General features: G+C 39.2%; 16 protein-coding genes. 8 read left to right on the top strand and 8 right to left on the bottom strand.

From position 1 onward, the window contains the following. Positions 1-27: 27 nt before the first annotated feature. The 3 genes from GX437_08595 to GX437_08605 are packed head-to-tail and all read right to left on the bottom strand — an operon-like array spanning position 28 to position 2,631. Positions 28-1,293 (bottom strand): DUF2851 family protein, encoded by a 1,266-nt coding sequence (locus GX437_08595; GenBank protein NLJ07713.1) that lies wholly within the window; start codon positions 1,291-1,293, stop codon positions 28-30. Between the two features lie 5 nt (positions 1,294-1,298). Continuing rightward, positions 1,299-2,102, bottom strand: a complete 804-nt coding sequence (gene pyrF, locus GX437_08600; protein ID NLJ07714.1) for an orotidine-5'-phosphate decarboxylase — start codon at positions 2,100-2,102, stop codon at positions 1,299-1,301. A gap of 4 nt (positions 2,103-2,106) precedes the next feature. Beyond that, complete coding sequence (locus GX437_08605) at positions 2,107-2,631, bottom strand: hypothetical protein (GenBank protein ID NLJ07715.1); 525 nt, start codon at positions 2,629-2,631, stop codon at positions 2,107-2,109. Between the two features lie 20 nt (positions 2,632-2,651). Here GX437_08605 and GX437_08610 point away from each other — a divergent pair, with 20 nt between their 5' ends. Beyond that, positions 2,652-3,638, top strand: coding sequence for an acyl transferase (locus tag GX437_08610; GenBank protein ID NLJ07716.1), 987 nt, complete (start codon positions 2,652-2,654; stop codon positions 3,636-3,638). Positions 3,639-3,686: 48 nt separating this feature from the next. Here the strand turns inward: GX437_08610 and GX437_08615 are convergent, their stop codons facing one another. From GX437_08615 to GX437_08630, 4 genes are all read right to left on the bottom strand, one after another. Beyond that, positions 3,687-6,503: a T9SS type A sorting domain-containing protein gene (locus tag GX437_08615; GenBank protein NLJ07717.1), complete on the bottom strand. Its 2,817-nt coding sequence runs from the start codon at positions 6,501-6,503 to the stop codon at positions 3,687-3,689. A 196-nt stretch (positions 6,504-6,699) separates the two neighbouring features. Beyond that, on the bottom strand, positions 6,700-7,554 hold the full coding sequence (gene lipA / locus GX437_08620) for a lipoyl synthase (protein ID NLJ07718.1): 855 nt from the start codon (positions 7,552-7,554) through the stop codon (positions 6,700-6,702). Positions 7,555-7,607: 53 nt separating this feature from the next. Further along, positions 7,608-8,366: a hypothetical protein gene (locus GX437_08625; GenBank protein NLJ07719.1), complete on the bottom strand. Its 759-nt coding sequence runs from the start codon at positions 8,364-8,366 to the stop codon at positions 7,608-7,610. Between the two features lie 167 nt (positions 8,367-8,533). Then, on the bottom strand, positions 8,534-8,713 hold the full coding sequence (locus GX437_08630) for a hypothetical protein (protein ID NLJ07720.1): 180 nt from the start codon (positions 8,711-8,713) through the stop codon (positions 8,534-8,536). A gap of 89 nt (positions 8,714-8,802) precedes the next feature. Here GX437_08630 and smpB point away from each other — a divergent pair, with 89 nt between their 5' ends. The 5 genes from smpB (at position 8,803) to sppA (ending at position 14,277) form a co-directional block, all read left to right on the top strand. Next, positions 8,803-9,237 carry an SsrA-binding protein SmpB gene (smpB, locus tag GX437_08635; GenBank protein ID NLJ07721.1) on the top strand — a complete coding sequence of 145 codons (435 nt, stop codon included), beginning with the start codon at positions 8,803-8,805 and terminating at the stop codon, positions 9,235-9,237. A gap of 59 nt (positions 9,238-9,296) precedes the next feature. Beyond that, positions 9,297-9,782 (top strand): RNA polymerase sigma factor, encoded by a 486-nt coding sequence (locus GX437_08640; protein NLJ07722.1) that lies wholly within the window; start codon positions 9,297-9,299, stop codon positions 9,780-9,782. Between the two features lie 11 nt (positions 9,783-9,793). After that, positions 9,794-10,867, top strand: a complete 1,074-nt coding sequence (locus GX437_08645; protein ID NLJ07723.1) for a hypothetical protein — start codon at positions 9,794-9,796, stop codon at positions 10,865-10,867. A gap of 48 nt (positions 10,868-10,915) precedes the next feature. Further along, entirely contained in the window at positions 10,916-12,379 is a 1,464-nt protein-coding gene (locus tag GX437_08650; protein NLJ07724.1) for an outer membrane beta-barrel protein, read from the top strand. Between the two features lie 107 nt (positions 12,380-12,486). Beyond that, complete coding sequence (gene sppA / locus GX437_08655) at positions 12,487-14,277, top strand: signal peptide peptidase SppA (protein ID NLJ07725.1); 1,791 nt, start codon at positions 12,487-12,489, stop codon at positions 14,275-14,277. Between the two features lie 9 nt (positions 14,278-14,286). Here the strand turns inward: sppA and GX437_08660 are convergent, their stop codons facing one another. Continuing rightward, entirely contained in the window at positions 14,287-15,453 is a 1,167-nt protein-coding gene (locus GX437_08660) for a hypothetical protein (protein NLJ07726.1), read from the bottom strand. A gap of 129 nt (positions 15,454-15,582) precedes the next feature. On the opposite strand from GX437_08660, the gene GX437_08665 reads away from it, so the two are divergent. After that, a complete protein-coding gene (locus GX437_08665) occupies positions 15,583-16,194 on the top strand; it encodes a superoxide dismutase (protein ID NLJ07727.1) in 612 nt (203 codons plus the stop codon). 109 nt (positions 16,195-16,303) lie between these two features. Then, on the top strand, positions 16,304-16,434 hold a 131-nt coding region (locus GX437_08670), incomplete at its 3' end, for a SoxR reducing system RseC family protein (protein NLJ07728.1).

The following is a 16,434-nucleotide window of genomic DNA, read 5'->3' on the forward strand; positions in this document are numbered from 1 at the left end:
AATCCCTGTAATGTCATACTTCAGTTTTCATGCTCTCTGCATGAGGCTGGTTCCGATGGAGCATGATAAACATTTCTTTTGATCGCAATAATGTTTTTTGAGGTGAAGCAAAGCCTGCGAATCGGCTGCATGATCGTTTTTAAGTCCTATTGCCTCCCAATAACCGAGAATACTGTTTTTTTCGGCCGGCAGGTTCTCGAGTAGCTGAAAAGCTTTTGATGTCAGCAATGATTCATCTTTTTGTTTACCATAACTAAACAGAAAAGGAATGACAGCATTTATGACAATTCTGTTTATCGTTGAAATGCCTAACCTTTTTCTTTTTTTAGATTCTGATTGGTGATCAAACTGGTAATGATTTAACCAGTATGAGGACACCTCGGTATGAAAAAAGTCTTTGAGGTCTTTATCCTGATTGGCTTCAATAATGGCCGAAAAGAGGCTTGATACTTTATGGAGCAGCATTGAAAACTGAGCAATACGTATGGTCGGAAAATCGGCAGGTCTCAGGCGTGCAAATTTCCATTCGCTTTTTTTCATTCCTTTCAGCTGATACTTTGCCTGAAGAAACTGGTATTCAGCTTTCAGCCGGTTGGGATAATCATCTGAGAAGTTTTCATCCAGCATACCTGCCTGTCCGAAAAGCAAAGCTTCCACCTGAAGAAGATTATTTTTATGACGGGCAATAAGTTTCTGAGGCGTCAATAAAGCCAGCTTCTCAAAAGTATCAGCATTGACACGGTAGCCAAAAGAACGTGCAACCGCCACATAAAAGCTCTCGTGCCAGTCACCTGTCTTGTTTAAAAGATTGATAATGTAATCGTTGCGCACTTCAAACCTTTCAGCAGTCATTCTTTGCAGCCATGAATATATTGTCATGCGGTCTACACTGCTTATCATTTCATGGCAGGGGATTTTTTCAGCCGAAATCATCAGAGCCTGATAATTTCTTTTCAGGTGATCGGGGATTCTGTATTTCAGAACAAACTTGGGAATAGTGTGAAAAACATTGGGTTCATCATCTTCATATACCACGTGGAGGATGATGTTTTGATAGGCAGGGTCATGTTGGTGTCCATGCCGGTTCCAGTCACTGCTTTTCAGGTGAATTTCGACATTTCCTGCCCATAATTTATCACTAATTCTGATTTTTGCTTCCAGAAAATCTGGCCCTGCATCCTGATTGTGAATGCCGGGAAAGACTACTTCAATTGGCTCGTCTTCAGTGGTTTGCATGCTTCTTTTTTCAAAAAGCTGATATTTCCAGACAAATTGAAGCAGTTCTTCTTTCATAAAATTTATCCGATGAATTCTTTCATTTGCTGTTGATATTCAAAAGCTGCTTTACTGATGTTATCAGGAAAAGGGAGGTTGTTTTCGGGGAACAAAATCCCTCTCGAAACATTGATGATAATGCCAAAATCCTTGTTTAAGGCATATTTTGATACATCCTTAACCGTTCCGCCCTGGGCACCTACTCCGGGAATCAGCAGAAAATGATCAGGGACGATTTTCCGGATCGATTCGAACGCTCCGGGATGTGTTGCTCCAACGACAAACATAGTATTTTCAGCACTTCCCCATGTGGATGCAGTCTTAAGCACCCGCTCAAATAAATATTCCTCATCTGTTTTTAACATCTGGAAATCAGCAGAGCCTTTATTGGAAGTCAGGGCAAGAATGATGACCCACTTTCCCGGATAATTATAAAACGGAGTTACAGAATCGCTTCCCATATATGGGGAAACGGTGATGGCATCGAATGGCATTTCGCTGAAAAAAGCTTTGGCGTATTGGGATGAGGTGTTTCCGATGTCACCTCTTTTGGCATCTGCTATTTTAAAGATATTATCAGGGATGTAACTGACAGTTTTGATCAGGCTTTGCCATCCTTTCAATCCTGATGACTCATAAAAGGCAAGATTGAGTTTGTATGCTACACAGCAGTCCTTTGTGGCATCAATCACTGCTTTATTAAATTCAAAAACGGGATCATCTGTTTGAAGAAAAGAGCCTGGAATTTTATTCAGATCCGTATCAAGCCCAACACAGAGATAAGATTTTTTCTCACGGATGGCCGCAATGAGCGATTTTCTGTCCATGGTATTAATTGTTGTAGAATATTGACGGGCTTTCCACTTCATTGCTTTTGTGCAGTGCCCTGTCGTAAATGAAAATTTTAAATTTGATATTCTTGCTTTTCTGCGGTGAAATAAAATTTGAATGCCAGGTGATTTCACCTTTTATGGCTTTATTGGGTGTGGCAGGTGTCAGGCTTTTAAACCGGTAAGGGAAGCGAATGGTATCTCCTATGGGAATGCCTCCTATTTCCGGCCTGACTTCAATCCATTGATTATCAACATATTCATAATAATAGATATACATGCAGTAATGGTATTTGCTCCCACTGTTGAAAGGAGGTAAAGTATCGCTTTGTTCCAGTCCCAGATCTCCATCGGCATCTGTATAGGAAATAATCAGTGCGAGGGCAGTGTCTTTGCCATTTTGATTTTTATACAATTCATAACGCTCAAAGCTGATAACCGGAATAATGCCAAAGTCAACCTTGCTTGTGCAGTTGAAAAAGAACAACGGCAAAAGTGCAATGATAAAAAAATACTTAGATTTCACTTTCAATTTTTTCATGGCGTATGCTGTCAAATGACAAATTTAAGGCAAAAATCTTTTCTGTCAGCAAAGAAAATTTCGTGGAAACGGCTATTGAAATATTCCGTTTTCAATACAACAGCAATGCGGTGTACCGCCAGTTTGTGGATCATCTTCAGGTAAACCCGCTTCAGGTACATTCGGTCAGGGAAATACCTTTTATGCCTGTATCTTTCTTCAGGTTTCAACAGATAAAATGTGGAAATTGGGATGCAGAGCTGGTTTTCAGAAGTAGCGGCACTTCAGGGATGGAGCATTCCTATCACTTTGTCAGGTATGCTGAATGGTATCAGGAAAGTTTTATGAAATGCTTCGAGCTATTCTACGGAAAGCCTGAAGATTTTGTTCTTCTTGCCCTCCTGCCATCCTATCTTGAACAAACCCAATCGTCTTTAATTTATATGGTAAACAGCCTGATGAAGAAGGCAGGAAAGGGAAGCGCATTTTTCAGCTTCGACTTTAAGTCATTAAACAAGGCTATTGACTGGTGTAAAAAAAACGACAAAAGAATACTTTTATTGGGTGTTACCTATGCATTGCTTGATTTTTCTGAGCACTATCATCCCGATTTATGTGAGGATATTGTGATGGAAACAGGGGGGATGAAAGGCAGAAAAACAGAAATGCCAAGGGAAGAAGTTCATGAAATTCTATGTACCAGGTTTCATTGTAAAGCCATTCATTCTGAGTATGGAATGACCGAATTGCTCAGTCAGGCTTATTCAAAAGGTGGGGGAGTATTTTATTGTCCGCCATGGATGAAAGTGCTCATACGCGATGTATATGATCCTTGTGAATGCGGCTTGCTTGATACATCCGGCTATGTCAACATTATTGATCTGGCTAATGTTTTTTCATGCTCATTCATAGCTGTTGACGATGCGGGAATAGCTTATGCTGATGGCAGTTTCAGAATAACCGGAAGGGCAGATGCCTCTCCTGTCAGGGGATGTAGTCTGATGTATGTATAAAAAAACGGGACTGAATTTCAGTCCCGTTTAGCTTTATTAACCAATAAATTATTGAATTACATTGAATTTGGAAACGAGGTTGGTATTTTCTCCGGTTAATCTTATCAGGTATGTGCCTGATAAAATGCCACTGACCGGTATGGTTTGATTGTTCTCACCGCGCTGATTGTCGTTCAGGGTGAATTTTTTAACCACCTGACCGTTAAGGTTAATAATCTGTGCGGTAAGTACTACCGGTTTATCCAAAATGTAACGAATATTCAACTGATTTTGAACAGGATTTGGAAATACACTCATCGATTGAGTCAGTACCCTGTCTTCTTTGATGCCAACATTGGTAACGAAAGAGGTACATTCCATAATTCCCATTCCATGAGTGCCGGCATAGAATGCATATCCTCTCCACCATGGGTATCTTTTAATTTGCCTGAGCATGAAAGTCGGGACTCTTGCCATGCCTTCATTCTCTTCATACCAGTCAGTGCCTCCGTTTACAGTAGCCCAGATGCCCAGTTCCGTAGCCAGTATAATGGTATCCTGACTGGAAGATTGTGAGTTAATTGCTGCATCATAAATGGGCATGTGGGGAAGTTTTGAAGTATGAAGCGATGTCCATGTTACATTAGCTGCATCATCAAGGGCGTTGTTGCTGATATAAACATGGTCGTATCCGGTAACGTAATTTCCGAGTGTTACCACAACAACGTTGTCGTTGCTGGGGGAAACACCTATTCCGCAAACTGAGCGGTTGCTCCACGAACCGATTAATTCTGTTTTAATTCCAAAATAATCAGGATCAAAATTCCCGTTCTGATCAAACCAGAGTTTTTTGCCTTTTAAACCTGAAATTCTGTAAAGTCTGCCATTAACGGAGCTTCTCGTTCCAACGAATACAGCATCTCCATCAGATGTATATTCAAGGTGAAGGATTTGCTGGTTGCTGATTCCTTTGGAAATCAGATACCATCTCAGAGTGTCGGCATTAAAATCAACGGCATCAGGGGTCATCCAGATACCTTTGTTGCCTGCAACGAAACATTTTGAAACATGAACAATTGAATCATAGGGATTGCCGCTTGTGTCATAAAATGTTTGTTTTTCTTTGTTTTCCCACAACCGGAAAGGTGTATTGAAGAAAAACTCATCATCTATGACATATTTCTGATTTTTATAGTCGTAAACGAATTTTTCGTAACTTTTCCCTTTATTGGCCGATCTGACACAGCGTCCTTCCTGTGATTCATAGAAAATGATATTGTTGTCGTATTTCGATATTTCTGCATAAAAGCCATCACCACCAAGAATTTCGTGAGCACTGTTACCGGTCAGGCCGCCAGCATCGATGTACATTGAACTTTGATCCTGTGTGCCTCCGACCAGGTTCCCGAAGACATCCACTGCCAGGCCGTAATACTGTGTTGTTGTGTAATAATTGTTGCTGTAACTATATGTTGGATAGTCAGAGGTTTTCCAGTTGTTGCTGACATAAATTCCTCCATCAGTAACGATATACATTTTTTCAGGTTTTGACTTCAGGTCAAACCGTATGTTATGCATATCCACATGAACAAAAAGCGGGTTTTTATATTTTTCTTCAGCGTCAAGATATTCTTCTGAACTGGCTATTTTGTAGAATTGCCCGGCTTTGTAGGAATAAAGCGTCACACCACCGACAAAAACTCTGTCTTTATTGAACGGATCGACAGCCACGAGGTTATCATATTGTCCCTGATAATGACCCTGGCTTCCGAAAGGTTCAGCACCAGGGGCATGGCCTGCAACTATCTGTTCCCATGTAGTTCCATTGTCTTTTGATCTGTAGAGGCCACCGAAGCTGTGTACACCGGGATAAGGTGCTGTACCGTTTGAGGTTGAAACAACATAAATGTAATTTTGATCGGAAGGTGCAATTGCAATGGTCAGACGTGTCGAATTGGTGATTTCATTCACATTGGCAGCGATTTTTTCAAAAGCAGCTCCATTGATTGAGCGGAAAAGTTTGCATCTTCCGGCAGCATAGGAAGCGGTAAAAACAGTCTGACCGTTGTTTGATACAGCAATATCAATAAAAGTGGCTGCTGTAGCACCATCAGGCATATCCAGACGTGTCCATGTTGCACCAGCGTCAGTCGATTTCATGAAGCCGGCATAAGTAGCCGCATACAATACATTGGGATTGGTCGGATCGGACTTGATGGCCTGAACGTTATACCAGCGTGTGTTACCACTTTTTGCCGGATCAGTTGCATCCAGAAAAGTCCATGTTACTCCTTTGTCTGTTGATTTATAAACACCGCCTCCGCGGCTACCTGAAGTCAGGTCACCGTTGGGTCCGCTCATGGCAGTGAAATACATTTCACCGGTTCCAAAATAAATGGTTCCGTCACTGGCCTGTTCCATACAGGAAACGACCAAGCCTCCGGGTTTTGCGTCACTAATGACCACTTTAGTCCATGATTTTCCACCGTTGACCGAACGGTATATGCCACCTGAAACACCACCGGCTACTAGAATATCCGGATTATCTTTGTCGATGACAATACCTCTTGTACGTCCACCATAATTATCAGGCCCCCTGCTTTTCCAGTTAAGACCAATTGTTCCCCGGTACTGTTTGACTCTGTCTGCTTCTCTGAAAGCAGATGTAACGAGTTCCGGATTTATTTCTCCCGTTTGTGGATCAGCTTTAATCAGCTGATAATAACTCATGGCACCGGCAATATTTTCACCTTCTTCATCTTCCTCATGAAAGCTCATATCGATGTGCCTGAGCCGGTATTCCTCTTTCTGCTGGTGATAAAATCTGATACCGAAAAATAACAAAATCATTGAAAATCCTGCAAAGACGAACCATTTATTTCTCATAACTATCTTTTAAATTAGTTTAATAAGCGCCACAAAAATACTAATTTTCGATAATGAATATCTTTATTGAACTGTTTTTATTCACAAAGATTTCTTTTTACTTTTTTAAAATTTCTGTAAAGGTAAAAAGAGTTTTGGCAATATACAAATCAAAATGAGTAATCCATCAGAACCGCTTAGTAAATAAAGGATTTTATCAGAGTTGATCAGCTGAATGATAAGACGACCTGACCAAGGGTGCAGATACTACTTTTCTGAAGCCGAGTTGTTCTCCATAAATCTTCAGCTCTTTGAAAACATCGGGATGGACATACTCATGTAAAGGAAAATGTACGGGAGATGGGGGAAGGTATTGCCCGATGGTGATGATTTCTACCTCAAATCTGAGCAGGTCGTTCATCAGCTCTTTTACTTCGTCAATGGTTTCACCCATACCGAGCATAAAACCTGATTTTGAAATGCATCCCGTTTCCCTGATTTTTTTTAGCTGCCGTAAAATTCTTTCATAATTTGACTGCGGCCTGACCACACGATAGAGTCTTTTGATAGTTTCGATATTGTGTGAAATAATTTCAGGCTTTTCAGCGGCAATGATTTCCAATAAATCGTTCCTGTCGTGCATATCAGGTATTAATGCTTCTATGGTTATTCCAGGATTTTTTTCTTTGACAGCTCTGATGGTTTCTGCCCAATGTTTGGCTCCGTAATCAGGCAGGTCGTCTCGGGTTACGGAAGTCAGTACGCAATGTTTTAAATTCAAAAGCCTGACCGCTTCTGCCACTTTTTGAGGCTCTTCAGGATTGGGAGGAAGAGGCTTTCCCGGCTTTACATCGCAGAATCTGCATTTCCTCGTACACAGTTCACCAAGTATCATGAAAGTAGCTGTTCCTGCATTCCAGCATTCACCCATATTCGGGCAATTCCCGCTTTCGCAGATGGTGTGAAGCTGATTTTTCTTGACAATTGATTTTAGCTCAATATATTTTTTATCTCTGGCTAATGGAACCTTTAACCAGTCTGGCTTTCTTCTGAATTTTGAATAGTCTGTCATTGGTGTGTGTGGTTTTAAAATGTTTTGACTGTATTGAATCAGGGTAGATGTTTTTACCATCTTTTCCCAAGAGAAATCTGTGCATAAACATTGACAAAAAGTTTGCTGTTGTCGATAAAAGCGAAAACAGGGAGTGGTTGGGGATAGAAATCAATCATGATGCCGGTTTCAAGCACTTTAAAGCTGACATCCTCTTTGTTCCATTCAAAGTTAAATGCTGTTTTGGCAAATGCTCCGAAAGTGCTTCCCATTTCAGATAAGCCATGAAAAAAGCTGCTGCCGCCAAAAATATTATTCTGATTGGCATGAACAGGATTTTCAGGGTCATATTTTTCAAGTACTCTGTATTTGCCCAGATCGGGACGATAATAATATATCCAGAGATATTGTGGTTTTAACAAAGTGAAATTCGGGCCGATCAGATAGCTGAACCCGATTCTGATACCATTTGGTACTTCCTTGTCGGCTATGATAAACTGATTGCCAAAACCAAAATGCAAAGGAATAGCTGAGTTAATCTTTCCATACACATAAGGCAAGGCAGCATCTTCTATCGGGTTGACCACCTTTGTTTCTTTCGGGTGCTTAAGGGAGAGTATGTCGAAGCTGAATAGTAGATTTTTATTGACAGTCCGGTGTATAAAATACTGAAAGTTAATGCCATATCCGTTGCTATGAGCTTCAAAACCTGCACTAATGCTTTTATCGTAACGTAATGAGGTGAATTCGTTGATGCTGTTGTCCTGACTTAATGCAGAAAAACCCAATGATATTAGTATGATTACTGTTAGATACCGGCCTGAATGCATCATTTTTCCTTTAAACTGCTATTTGCTGACATTGACTACCCTTGCTGAACCTTTAATTTTAAATGTCGGGCAGAAATCATTGTGGCATGCAGTAAGGAAAAGAGCCGATAAAAAGGTGATGAAAATCAATATTGTTTTAAGTTTTTTCAAGCTGAAATTTTTTATCAAAATTAGTGATTGATGGAAAGGTTTGCAAATTTTTTACCAACAATTTGAACAATATTTTTTTCTGCCTTCAGGGAATGACAGGGACAGTTGTCGCGATGACAGGCACTCATGCTGAAGATAAAGGCAAAAAGTAGAACAAACTTTGTCAGTTTTTTCCCGATAACGGCTCTTTTACGAAACATACCTCAAAATTTAACAGGGCAAAATTAATGATTTTATTACAACGCAAAAGGGTGATGAATGTTATCTTATCTTTGCACCTTTGTTTGATATGGCAACAAATATTTACATTCCGAATAAAAAGGCCAGATTTGAGAATGAAATTATTGAAATTTTCAAAGCCGGCATTGTGCTTACCGGAACAGAAATAAAATCTGTAAGGCAAGGGAAGGTTAGTTTTACCGATTCTTTCTGTTTTTTCCAAAATGGGGAATTATTTATAAAAAATCTCCACATCTCAGAATATTCACATGGTAATATTTTTAACCATGACCCTGTCCGTTTACGGAAACTGCTGCTTACCAAAAGAGAGCTGAGGAAATTAAATAATAAGGTAAAGGAAAAAGGCCTTACCATTGTTCCGCTATCTATTTACATCAACGAAAGAGGTTTTGCAAAAACCGACATTGCTCTCGCAAGAGGCAAAAAACTCTATGATAAACGTGAAGCCTTGAGAGACAAGCATTTTAAAAGACATGATGAATAATTTTTCATTTTTTGTAACATAATTCATCCTTATTCGTCATAATGCCGAATAGCTAAGAAATGACTGTAACTGAGTACAATAAAAGTGTTGATGATTATTCAGACGGTATTTACCGCTTTATAGTCAAAAACATTGGCGATTCAGATAAAGCAAAAGACATTGTACAGGATACATTTATGAAATTATGGCAGAAAATTGATGAAGTCAACGGGGAAAAAGTGAAATCCTATCTGTTTACCACTGCCTACCACACCATGATCGACTATATCAGAAAAGACAACAGAATTACCGGACTTGAACAGGCTGATTTCAGCGGACATAAAACCAGCGAAACCTATTCCGATACAATGGAAATTATTAATGCTGCTGTCAGACGTCTTCCCGAAATTCAACGGACAGTTATCCTGCTACGTGATTATGAAGGCTATTCCTACAACGACATTGCCGAAGTAACAGGCCTGAACGAAAGCCAGGTAAAAGTCTATATTTACAGGGCACGGGTTGCCCTGAAAGAATATTTAAAAAGTGCTGACCTTGTCATTTAAGAGAGATGGAAATGAAAATTAACAGAAATAATTATGAACCTTTTCTGATTGATTATCTGGAAGGGAAGCTGGGAGCAGATGACTGTGAAATGGTCAGAATTTTCCTGATGGAAAATCCGGATATCGCTGAAGAATTTGAAAGTATTTTCTCAGCAGAGATTCCCGCTGAGCCGGTGATTTTTGAAGGAAAAGATGCATTAAAGAAAAAAGCTGAAGAGCTTTTGCCGGAAACCTATTCAGGCATGGATGAGTTTCTGGTGGCAAAACTGGAAGGCGACCTGAGCATGGAAGAGAATGCTCTTTCTGATAAAATTTTGAATATCAGTGAAGAAGCCGCTACAGAATATCAGTTTTTATTAAATACACGTATTTCTCCGGATAAAAATTTGTACTACCCTGATAAAAGCAGCTTGAAAAGAAGTGTTTTCCCGTTTCTGACCCAACGTCAGTTCAGGATGACCCTTTCATGGAGTGCCGCAGCCATGTTGATTGCCTCATTCCTGTTGATAAACAGCCGTCTCTACAGACAGGAAGATGAACCAATTGCTTTTCAGTCACAAAAAAAATCGGAAAAGATTGAAAATCAAATGGATAATTCTCAAGATAATGTTTTAAATGAACTTCATCCCGAAACCAGTGTCGCCATGGCTTCTTTAGGTCATCAACAGGCAGAAAAGAGCGTTAAAAAAAAATTTGAAAAGGCCGAAATAGTGAATACAGTGATTGCTGTTGGTGACAGTATTCCCGATCAGATAGCCTATAATGAAGAGCTTTCCGGCTATCAGGTTGCCCTCCGGATAGAGTATGAAGAGCCGGAAAATGCGGTACAGCCTCTTTATTCAGTGGATCAGTATCTGTTGAAACAATTCAGAAAACAAATTCTGAAGGAAACCAGGGAACAATACGAAACAAGGAAATTTTCAGGATGGGATGTTGCAGATGCAGCCATGCAGAAAATAGGACAATTATTTGGTCGTGAATGGCATCTGGTAAAGGAATATAATGATGAAGGGAAAATTACCAATCTGGCATTTCAGGGACGAATAGTGTATATTAACATTCCTGTAACTAAAAACGAAAGGTAATTGTAACAAAAATGTATGCAAATCGTCATATTCTAAAAAAACAATAAGATGAAGATCATGACAAAAGTTTTTTACCTGTTAAGTCTTATGTGCCTGACAACTATAGTGTTTGCACAAACCGAAATTAACGAAGAAATAATAAAAACACAGCCATTTTCAGGTGTGCAAATGAAAGGTGTCAATCTCAAGGCTACCTTGAAACAGGATGAAAGATATGGATTCGAACTTAAAGGAGAATCCATTGAAAACCTGAATTATGAAGTGGAGGATGGCTTGCTTTTAATAGAGTCAAAGGCTTTGCAGGAAAACACAAATTTAATCATTTATACCCCTTCGCTGACTTTTATCAAAGTTTCAGATGTTGTTGACCTTAGCTGTGACAGCTTTTCAACCGACAGCCTGTTGATAAAATCGGGTGGAGCTACCAAAATATCATTTAAAAACCTGACAACCAGAAGGTTAATTACAGATATTGGTGGTGCTGCCCAGATAATCCTGTCTGGTAAATCCGAGTACCACGATTTGAAAATTGATGGTGCAGGAGATATTAATGCAAAAGATTTTTACACCAGAATAACTACTGTTGATATAAGCGGGGCAGGCAGGGCTACCATCTTTGCATTTGAAAAAATTACCGGAAAAATTACAGGTGCCGCACAGCTTGAATTCATAGGAGAACCTGAAGTGAATGATATAAAAGTTTCAGGGACAGCTACTTTTAAAGGCAAATCCCCCAAAAAAGGAGCAGGTGATACGGTAACCGTTAAAATCGGTAAATATGAGTTTAAGATTCTCGAAGACAAGGATATCGTATTGAAAGACAATGATAATGATTCAATAACTGATGACAAGGAATCTTCAAAATCCCATCATCATGGCGAAAGCTTCAAGGCATGGCATGGACTTGATTTGGGTGTTACCGGTTATCTGAATCCTGACTATTCCGTTCCGATGCCTGTCGGGTTTGAGTATTTAAGCCCTGACTATAAAAATTCCATTCGTGTTGGTATCAATCCCATTGAAAAGAATTTCAGGATTTTCGGTGATTATATGCTTCTGGCAACAGGTCTTGGATTTGACATCAATAACTACAGGTTTAAAAACAATACCAGGTTAATTGGTAACCAGAACCAGATAACCGGCTATATTGACACACTCATCAACTATGAAAAGTCGAAACTTAGGCTGATATATATAAATGTACCTATTTTAATTGAGCTAAACACATCTGAAAAAGACCACAAAGCATTTCACCTCGCTTTCGGTCCGGTATTTGGCTACAACATCGGAAGCAAAACCAAGCTGGTGTATTCTGTCAGTGGACAAGTCAATAAAGACAAGGCAAAAGGCGATTTCAATACCAATCCGTTCCGCTATGGTCTTACTGCACGCCTTGGATTTGGAGGCGGATTGATGCTGTTTGCCACTTACGATCTTTCTGAAATGTTTATCAATGGACAGGGGCCTGAGCTCCATCCTTTTGCTATCGGACTCTCTTTTGTGGATTTTTAATAAATATTCCCGCTTCAGAACCGGAGTTTCCTATTCCGGTTCTTTTGTTTTAATGTACTTTTGAACATTAATTAATTAACTGACAATTAAACTTAAAAATCAATATTATGAAAGGCTTTTTTAAATATGTGTTTGCCAGCATGATTGGTTTCGTATTGGCTTATATCGTCATCGCCATCATCATGTTCAGCATTATCATGGGAACTGTCTCACATTATACCCATAAACTATCAAAATCTGAAAAAGAGGTTGTCATCAAAGAAGGATCAGTTTTGATGATAAATCTGAATCAACCTTTAATGGAACGAACGGATAATATGCCCTTTTCAGAATTCTCTTTTCTTGATGAAGAAAATTTTCCTTCCGGACTGAAAGAAATGATGGATAAAATTGAGAAAGCCAAAACTGATGACAAAATAAAGGGCATTTATCTGAACCTTGGCATACAAATGTCGCCATTGTGTATGCTGAATGAGTTGCGTAATGAACTGATTGATTTTAAAAAATCGGGAAAATTTATTTATGCCTATGCCGAGATTCTGACGAACGGAACTTATTACCTTGCAAGTGTAGCTGATAAAATATACATGCAGCCCGAAGGTATTGCCATGATAACCGGCTTTAACAATGAGAATGTATATCTGAAAGGTCTGTTTGAAAAACTGGATATTCAACCGACTTTAATCCGGGCAGGGAATTACAAAAGTGCAGGCGAAACTTTTACCCGTTCCGACATGAGTCCATACGACCGTAAACAGATGGAAGACTACCTCTATGCTGTTTACAATCAGTTTATTACAGAAATTTGTCAGGCCAGAAAAATCAGCAACGACAGCCTGAAAAATGCTATTGATGGGCTGAAAATTCACAATGCGGATGATGCACTAAAATACAGGCTGATTGATGGCTTAGCCTATAAAGATGAATTTATCGATTTTATCAAAAAAGAAGTCTATCCCAAAAAAGACCCGTCAAAGGTAAAAATCAATCTGGTAAAAATAACCTCATATTATGCTGCCTCAAAAGAAAAGAAAGATTATACGAAAGACAAAATAGCCCTGATTTATGCAGTCGGAAATATCGGAACGGGAGAGGGTGATTATCAGAATATTGGCTCGGAGTCGCTTTCACGGGCTTTGCGTCAGGCAAGGGAAGATGAGGATGTAAAAGCCATTGTTTTGAGAATTAATTCCCCCGGTGGCGGTGCATTGCCTTCTGATGTAATCTGGAGAGAAGTCAAGCTGGCTGCAGATAAAAAACCACTGGTGGTGTCAATGGGATCACTTGCAGCATCAGGCGGATACTACATTGCTGCTCCTGCCGACAGCATTCTGGCTGACCCGTTTACCATCACAGGCTCAATCGGGGTTTTTGGCCTTCATCTTAACCTTGAAAATTTCTGGAAAAACAAGCTGGGCATTACTTTCGACAGGGTTAAAACTTCAAAAAATGCTGACTTCTCAAACTTTAACCGTCCGCTGAGCCCGGAAGAAAAAGCCATTCTCGAATATTATGTAAACGACACATACTCGGAATTTAAAAAGCGTGTTGCTGATGGTCGTAAGCTCGACATGGCTTTCGTTGATTCTATTGCACAAGGTCATATTTATACAGGTACTCAGGCATTGAAAATTGGTCTGGTCGATAAAATTGGCGGATTGAATGACGCTGTTGAAATGGCAGCCAGAATGGCTAAAATTGACAACTACAGATTAAAAGTACTTCCAAAATCCAAAGGCTTTCTTCAGAATTTCGGCTTATCAGTGTCAGGAGCAAAAGCATGGGTACTTAGGCTTTTGCTTGGAAATGAAGATTACCAGATGTTTAAAAAACTGAAAGAAGTGCCTGAAATGAAAGGAGGAATTTATATGCTGATGACCTATTCCCTGACCATTTAACAGAAAAAACTATTTTTTCCGGTATTTGGAATATAATTCAACAAGATAGTCCCAGTTTTTAAAGGCCTGATCAAACTGAACAGGGAATTTTTCCCTCAGTTCTACTACATCGTCAATGTAAAATTCTTTTTTTGTTTCCTGTTGTGTATAGGCATAAGTACCGATGGCTCTCGGTTTATAGTTTGGATTCAGCAAATATTCACGCAACTCAGATGGCCAGCTGTTTTTCGGCTGCAGATAGATAAATTCTTTATTCTGGTCAAATACTTCAGGTTTCCTGCTGACGGGTTGATAGGTATTTTGAGGTGTAACGCTTTGATTTGCAACCGTATCAGCAACTGAAACTGTTTTTGAAGCGGGTTTTATTTCAGAAGAACTTTCAATGGAAGGTTTTTCTTCAGTTGGAGCAGAAATGGTCTCTGTGCTAAGCGTATTGGGTGCTTCTTCCTGTTGGGTGATTTTGCTTTGTTTTTCTTCTTTTTCCTCATTTTTGGAAATACTATATTCATTTTGTTCAACAGGAGTTTGTTCTACAACAGCAGTTTCTTTTTGTTTTTTACGCTCCTTTCTGACAGGTTGATTTTCATTGTTATTTGCTTCTTTTTTCTTGTCTTCTGGAACCTGAGCTATTTGTTCTTCTTTTAACTCTTCTTCCGGCTTTTTACACCTTTCTTCGTATCGACTCATATACAAATCAGCCATTTCTGATGTATAGGCAAAATCATACTCAAATTTGGTTTTCTGGTCGTTATATATAATTTTTCCTATCGGATACTCAAGAATATTTGATCTTGCAGGATTGTTTTCACAGTTTTCAAGCAAAGTAATTTCTATATCGGAGTAGAAGCCCGGAGTATTTCCCATTCGCCTGATATTGGTATTTATTTCTATCGTCTTTGTGTAATACATATTGGATGATACTACCAGTAAGAAGGTTTTGTTAAGCGGAAACTGAATGAATGCACTTCCGTTTTCCGTTTTTTTCCTTAACACCTGATTGGTTTCCATGTCAGTATAAATCAGGTTAATACCAGTTAATCTTTCTTTGTTTGAGTTGTAAACCCTGATGGTCGCATTTAGAAAACCAGCATCATTGCCAGAAGTCTGGCTATAAACTGTTGCAGCAGATGAACCAAGGAAAAGTAATAAGATGAATATGGCTCTGATAAATTTCATTTTCAGTTAGTTGCTGAATTATCCTCAAATTTCATACAAAATGGCTGAAGCTGAGAAGATTTTCCTGACTTTTTGGTATCAGATTTGTTTATATTTAATCTAATTAAAAAACACTTAAACAATTTGACTATGGCATTTGAATTACCAAAATTACCTTTTGCACACGATGCACTGGAACCTTTTATAGATAGCCTGACCATGCAGATTCATCATGAAAAGCATCATGGGGCTTATGTCAGTAACCTGAATAATGCTTTACAGGGAAGCGATTCTCTCAATTTACCGATTGAAGAAATCATCAGAAATATTTCAAAATACCCGGTTGCTGTCAGAAATAATGGTGGCGGACATTTTAACCATTCACTTTTCTGGAATATTTTATCTCCCCGTTCTGAGGGACAACCGGATGGTATCCTGTTAGAGATGATCAACAGTGAGTTCGGTTCTTTTGAAAAGTTCAGGGAAGTATTTACCAATGCAGCAATGACGAGGTTTGGCTCAGGATGGGCATGGCTTTCTTTGGATAAAAACGGTAAGCTATGTGTATGTTCCACCCCGAATCAGGACAATCCTCTGATGGATATTGCTGATTGTCAGGGAACACCCATTTTAGGCCTTGATGTTTGGGAACACGCCTATTATCTGAAATATCAGAACCGCAGGGCTGATTATGTATATGCATTCTGGAATATTATTAACTGGAACCAGGTAAAAGAAAACTTCAATCTGGCCAGAAAGTAACCATTTAAGTTTATATTGACTAAAGAGCTCCCTGAATTTTCAGGGAGTTTTTTTTATCATATCATTGCTTCTGCCTTAATTTTGCTTCATCAAACATTCAGTTTTTAAGATGAGTGAACACAACGAAGTCAGGCATGAAGGAGTCATCACTTCCATTGATGGCGATATGGCTCAGGTAACCATTTTAGTAAAATCAGCCTGTGCAGAATGTCATATCAAGGGGGCATGCAGCCTGTCTGA

The sequence above is a fragment of the Sphingobacteriales bacterium genome (genome assembly GCA_012517435.1).
GTDB lineage: Bacteria > Bacteroidota > Bacteroidia > CAILMK01 > JAAYUY01 > JAAYUY01.